Raw genomic sequence first — 5398 nt, forward strand, 5'->3', positions numbered from 1 at the left:
AGCCTGCCGCATCGAATGGGTGACCATCAGCGTGGTCAGCCGGTTGTCGCGGACGATGCGCCGGGTCAGATCGAGCACGAAATCGGCGGTTGCGGGGTCGAGGGCGGCGGTGTGCTCGTCCAGCAGCAGGATCTTGGAGCCGGCCAGGGTCGCCATCAGCAGGCTGACCGCCTGACGCTGCCCGCCGGACAGCAGGCCCATGCGGTCGTGCAGCCGGTTCTCCAGCCCCAGCCCGAGCGCGGCGATACGGTCGCGGAAGCCCTGGCGGCGGTCGCTGCCCAAAGCCAGCCCCAGGCCGCGGCGTCGTCCCCGTGCGGCGGCGAGCGCCATGTTCTCCTCGATGGTCAGGGCGGCACAGCTGCCGGCCATCGGGTCCTGGAAGACGCGGGCGACCAGACCGGCGCGGCGCGGCGTGTCCCAGCGGGTGACGTCGGTGCCGTCGATGGAGATGCGCCCCTGCTCCGCCAGCACGTCGCCGGCCAGCGAGCCGAGGAAGGTCGATTTTCCGGCACCGTTCGAGCCGATGACCGTGACGAACTCCCCCTCCGGGATGGTCAGGTCGACGCCGCGCAGCGCGTGCTTCTCCAGCGGCGTGCCACGTCCGAAGGTAACGTGGATGTCCTCGACAACGATCATCGGGCGGCTTTCGGGCTACGGCCGGCCTTCGCCCTCAGGCGCGGCAGGATCAGGGCGACGGCGACCAGGACCGCGGTCACCAGATTGAGGTCGGAGGCCTGCAGACCGATGGCATCGGCCGACAGCGCCAGCTGCACCGCAAGGCGGTAGAGGATCGAGCCGGCGACGCAGCCGACCAGCGCCAGAGCCAGGGCGCGGGCGGGCAGCACCGTCTCGCCGACGATCACGGCGGCCAGCCCGACGACGATGTGCCGATGCCGGTGGTGACGTCGGCGAAAGCGTTGGTCTGGGCGAACAGGGCGCCAGCCAAGCCGGCCAGCGCGTTCGAGAGGGCGATGCCGGCGTAGACATGGGCGTCGGTGTTGACGCCCTGCGCCCGCGCCATCCGCGCATTCACGCCGGTCGCCCGCATCGCCAGCCCGAACTCGCTGGCGAGGAAGCGGGAGAGCAGCAGAACGACCACGGTGACGATGGCGCCAACCACCAGAGGACGGACGATGTGGTCGGGGATTCCCAGCCCATAGAAGGGCGTCAGCACCGTGTCCTGCATCAGCAGCGCGACGTTCGGCCGGCCCATGACCCGCAGATTGACGGAGAACAGGGCGATCATTGTCAGGATGCTGGCGAGCAGATGCAGGATCTTGAACCGCAAATTCAGCATCGCTGTGACCAGCCCGGCCGCCGCACCGGCCAGCGCGGCGCCGAGGCTGGCGAGCCACGGGTTGACCCCGGCGATCAGCAGCACCGCGCAGACGGCCGCCCCCAGTGGAAAGCTACCGTCCACCGTCAGGTCGGGGAAGTCGAGGATGCGGAAGGACAGATAGACGCCGATGGCGACCAGCGCATAGACGAGGCCGATCTCGATGGCGCCGAAGAAGGCGATTTCGCTCATTGCGGTGCTTTTGCTCGGGTGAGGGCTTCGAAGGGGGAAGCCTTACTGCCCGACCACCTTTGTCGCGCGCTTCACCACCCCGTCGGGCAGGGTGACGCCCATGGCGGCGGCGGACTTTGGGTTGACGAACAGATCGGTGCCCTTGGCCAGCGCGACCGGGATGTCGCCGGGCTTCTCGCCCTTCAGGACGCGGGCGACGATGGCGCCGGTCTGCTTGCCGACCTGGAAATAGTCGAAGCCGATGGAGGCTGCCGTTCCGCGGGCGACGCTGTCGGTGTCAGCGGAGAAGATCGGCAGCTTGGCCTGCTGGCCGACGGCAATCACGCTTTCCAGCGCCGAGACGACGGTGTTGTCGAGCGGGATATAGACGGCATCGGCCTTGCCGACGAGGCTGCGCACCGCCGGCTGGGCGTCCGACGATTTCGGCACGGAGGCCTCGACCACGGTCATACCGGCCTTGGCGGCCTCGTCCTTCAGAGCCTTGACCAGAACGATGGAGTTCGGCTCACCGGGGTTGTAGAGCACGCCGATGCGCTTGGCCTGCGGCAGGATCTCGCGGATCAGGGCGACATGCTCGGCCACCGGGGCCATGTCGGAGAGGCCGGTGATGTTGGCGCCGGGCTTGTCCATCGACTTCACCATCTGGGCCGACAGCGGATCGGTCACGTCGGTGAACACCACCGGAATATCGCGGGTCGCCGCCGCCACCGCCTGGGCCGAGGGGGTGGAGATCGGCACGATCACGTCGGGGCGGGAGCCGACGAACTGGCGGGCGATCTGGGCGGCGGTGGCCGGGTTGCCCTGCGCGCTCTGGTATTCGACCTTCAGCGTCTGGCCCGGGACGAAGCCAGCGTCCTTCAGCGCCTCCACGATGCCGTCTCGCGTGGTGTCGAGCGCCGGATGCTGGACGATGGCGGTGATGGCGACGGTCTTGCTCTGCGCCAGCGCCGGGACCGGCAGGACGATCGGACCGACGACGACGGCGAGAGCAGCCGCGGCGCACAACAGGCGGGTGAAGGGCATGGCTTATGGTCTCCGCAACGCAAAGGTCTTCCCCTAGACCGCGCGGGCGCCGCCGTCAACTCGGCAGCATGAGCAAGACCGGTCCGGAACCGGGATGGATCGGCTGTGTGACCGGCCTGTCCGCAATCGGGCGTGCGGCCGGCTGGGGAAGAGCCTATATTGTGGGCGGCACGGAAGGAGTGGTCATGGTCGCAGAGACAGGAACAGTTCCATCGAAGTTTCTCGCCGCCTTTCGCGGTCTGATCGGCTGCTGTCCCAATTGCGGTCGCGGCCGGCTGCTGCGGAACTTCCTGAAGCCGGTCGATCGCTGTTCAGCTTGCGGCGAGGCGTACGGCCATCTGCGCGCCGACGACGCTCCGCCCTGGATGACGATCCTGATCGTCGGACACATCGTCATTCCCGCGCTGCTGTCGGTCGAACAGACCTACGAGCCGCCGACCTGGGTGCATCTGACGATCTGGCCGTCATTGACGGTGCTGTTGACCCTACTTCTGCTGCCGCGCTGTAAGGGGCTGGTGCTGGGCCTGCTGTGGAGCACCGGTGCGCCGGGGTCCGAGCATGGCGAAGGAGCCGGTTGACGGGATTTCTCCGCAGGATCGAAACTGCTGTTCTTCGGTGCGTATTCCGTTGCGCTGAACCGATGGAGGGCCGGGAGGCGCAACTTCGATATTTCCGGCCAAGCCTGAATCGATTTCTGTCTCTGACGATGTAGAATCGGCACCGAGCGGTCATGCGCGGTGCCGATTCTGTATCAGTCGAAGCCACTCTGTCTGACGGCGGGCCATCCGCCGTCAGCGCGTGCTCGGCAGGGCGGTGCTGTGGCCGGCACGGGCGCCGAACAGTTTGGTGCGAAGCTTACCCAACAGTTCACGCAGGTAGTCGGCGCGCATCTGGCGGGCTGCCAGTATGATTTCGTCGTGGCTGCGGGGATCGCGGACTTCGTTGAAATGGGTGTTCATGGCTCTGGGACTCTCGACATGAGGTGAGAGACGTCCACTCCCTTGCGTTCATCGACGGCTTGCCCGTCTTCTGCCGCTCAAGGTAGGACAGAGCCACTGTCTCAAGAAGCGCGGTCCGCGCAACACCGCCCGACCTTTTCCGTATCAGCTTGCCCAATCAACGGAGTTATCAATCGAGGAACGTGCGACCTATGGACTCCAGCGGCAATTACTCGCGGTCCCGTGCGCCATCCACCGCGACATTGCGGTCGGAGACGACGCGGTCATTGCCACGCTCGCCTATTTGCCCCTGCGGACGATCGGGCTGGCGTGGCGGCAACGGGCCGGTGCCAAGACCGCCGGCCTCCTCGCTGCCGGGAATACCGAAATCCTCATCGGGCTGGTCGAGCGGAGCGCCCGTGCCCGGGCCGATGACCCGCTGATAGCCCTCGACCTGCTCGTCCACATCCAAATGATCGCGGGTTTCCGGGATGTCCAACGGGATATCGCGCTCGTCGATGCCGCCATTGTCGCTTGGGCCGGTGGCAATGCCGATGGTCTGGCCGTCGGTCTTGCGTTCGCTGGTGGCCATGAGGGATCTCCGATGTGTTGTGTCGAGGTTTCGGTTCCCTCAACAGGGCGGCAGCGCACTCGTCACCGACCGCACATCGAACCAGCCGCCGACGCTGTGACGCAGGTCGTGCCGCCGGTCCTGTTCCGGCGCCGGGGCGATGTCCCAAAGCCAGGACATGTCGGGAGCGGGCAGGGCGAGGCCCCAGGTCGACTCCTCCACCTCCGTCACCCTGCCGCCATGGATCCAGGAAACATCGATGTCGGTAAACAGGGCGGCGTGCTCGGCGATGGATGACAGCCAGCACAGATGGCCGCGGACCATGCGCCGTGCGAAAGCCATCCGATCTGCCGCCTGCGTTGTCGGGGCCTGTCGATCCATTGCCTCCAGCGGCAGCAGCGGCAACTGGGACAGCAAGTTGCAGGACAGGGCGAAGCGGAAAGGACCATCCTCCGGAACCGGCGGTTCGAAGTCGGCCGGCAGCGGAGCGCGGATATCAAGAGCCTTGGCGAGTGGAGCCAGCGCTCCGCTGACATCCATCTCCACCAGCCGGACATTGGGCAGGGCGGCGACCCGGCGGCGAACGGTGCGGCTGTGCAGCATGTCGACCAGAACCACCTCGTCGAAGCGGGTGGCGAGCCGTTGCAGCGGAATTTCGATCAGCAGCCCCGATCCGGCAACCAGTGCCCGTCCGCCCGGTGCGGCCCATTCCATCGCCTGATCGACGAAACGATGGCAGGCGGCGATATGCGGCGCCCATGCCCGCCGCTGCCGGCGATAACGCGCGCCCAACGCCACCATTTCAGACAGGTAGCCGAACCGACGGGCCAGCGGCGGGCAAGGCGTGGTCAGATATTCGAAGGCTTCGCGCAACATCGCCGGTTCATCTCTCCGTTTGGCTCGCCTTTTTGGTCTTCTCACCCCTTGACCCGCGATGGTGGCAAGGTACCTATGGCGCCATGGTCGAGATCAAGAGGAAAACGGCCCTGGTGACCGGGGCCGGCAAACGCATCGGGCGGGCCATCGCGCTCGATCTGGCGGGGCAGGGCTGGGACGTGGCTGTCCATTACCGAAGCTCCCGGGCAGAGGCCGATACCGTCGTCGCGGAGATCGAGCGGGCGGGCGGGCGTGCCATGGCCTTTGCTGCGGACCTCGACCGGGAGGCGGAGGTCAAGACCCTGGTGCCGGCGGTCACGGAGCGGTTGGGTCCGCTGACCCTGCTGGTCAACAATGCTTCCCGCTTCGAGCGCGACGAGATGGCCGACGTGACCCGCGACTCGTGGGATGCGCATATGGAGGCCAACCTGCGGGCGCCCTTCGTGCTGTCTCAGGATTTCG

Annotated in this window: 7 protein-coding genes and 1 pseudogene; 2 read left to right on the plus strand and 6 right to left on the minus strand. The window is 66.9% G+C overall.

Translation table 11 applies throughout. The features are described from left to right. From I71_RS16205 to I71_RS16215, 3 genes and pseudogenes are all read right to left on the minus strand, one after another. A partial coding sequence (locus I71_RS16205) for an ABC transporter ATP-binding protein (protein ID WP_042695882.1) occupies nucleotides 1-636 on the minus strand: 636 nt, incomplete at its 3' end. Further along, nucleotides 633-1528: pseudogene (locus tag I71_RS16210) on the minus strand (ABC transporter permease). The gene I71_RS16205 and the pseudogene I71_RS16210, both read right to left, overlap by 4 nt. A 42-nt stretch (nucleotides 1529-1570) precedes the next feature. After that, a complete protein-coding gene (locus I71_RS16215; protein ID WP_042695883.1) occupies nucleotides 1571-2551 on the minus strand; it encodes an ABC transporter substrate-binding protein in 981 nt (326 codons plus the stop codon). Nucleotides 2552-2736: 185 nt separating this feature from the next. Between I71_RS16215 and I71_RS16220 the strand changes: the two genes are divergently transcribed. Further along, on the plus strand, nucleotides 2737-3129 hold the full coding sequence (locus tag I71_RS16220; RefSeq protein WP_042695884.1) for a DUF983 domain-containing protein: 393 nt from the start codon (nucleotides 2737-2739) through the stop codon (nucleotides 3127-3129). 213 nt (nucleotides 3130-3342) lie between these two features. Here the strand turns inward: I71_RS16220 and I71_RS38315 are convergent, their stop codons facing one another. The 3 genes from I71_RS38315 to I71_RS16230 form a co-directional block, all read right to left on the minus strand. Then, nucleotides 3343-3510, minus strand: coding sequence for an RSP_7527 family protein (locus I71_RS38315; RefSeq protein ID WP_159107392.1), 168 nt, complete (start codon nucleotides 3508-3510; stop codon nucleotides 3343-3345). A 208-nt stretch (nucleotides 3511-3718) separates the two neighbouring features. Continuing rightward, entirely contained in the window at nucleotides 3719-4081 is a 363-nt protein-coding gene (locus I71_RS16225) for a hypothetical protein (RefSeq protein WP_042695885.1), read from the minus strand. A 39-nt stretch (nucleotides 4082-4120) separates the two neighbouring features. Next, nucleotides 4121-4936, minus strand: a complete 816-nt coding sequence (locus I71_RS16230; RefSeq protein ID WP_042695886.1) for a hypothetical protein — start codon at nucleotides 4934-4936, stop codon at nucleotides 4121-4123. An 83-nt stretch (nucleotides 4937-5019) separates the two neighbouring features. Here I71_RS16230 and I71_RS16235 point away from each other — a divergent pair. Then, the coding region (locus I71_RS16235) for an SDR family NAD(P)-dependent oxidoreductase (RefSeq protein ID WP_042695887.1) at nucleotides 5020-5398 on the plus strand (379 nt) is incomplete at its 3' end.

Origin of the sequence: Azospirillum sp. B506 (assembly GCF_000333595.1) — a bacterium.
Lineage (GTDB): Bacteria > Pseudomonadota > Alphaproteobacteria > Azospirillales > Azospirillaceae > Azospirillum.

Excerpts from the sequence above, each read along its gene's own strand:
- I71_RS16215 (WP_042695883.1), bottom strand. The coding sequence starts at position 2,551 with ATGCCCTTCACCCGCCTGTTGTGCGCCGCGGCTGCTCTCGCCGTCGTC.
- I71_RS16220 (WP_042695884.1), top strand. The coding sequence starts at position 2,737 with ATGGTCGCAGAGACAGGAACAGTTCCATCGAAGTTTCTCGCCGCCTTT.
- I71_RS38315 (WP_159107392.1), bottom strand. The coding sequence starts at position 3,510 with ATGAACACCCATTTCAACGAAGTCCGCGATCCCCGCAGCCACGACGAA.
- I71_RS16225 (WP_042695885.1), bottom strand. The coding sequence starts at position 4,081 with ATGGCCACCAGCGAACGCAAGACCGACGGCCAGACCATCGGCATTGCC.
- I71_RS16230 (WP_042695886.1), bottom strand. The coding sequence starts at position 4,936 with ATGTTGCGCGAAGCCTTCGAATATCTGACCACGCCTTGCCCGCCGCTG.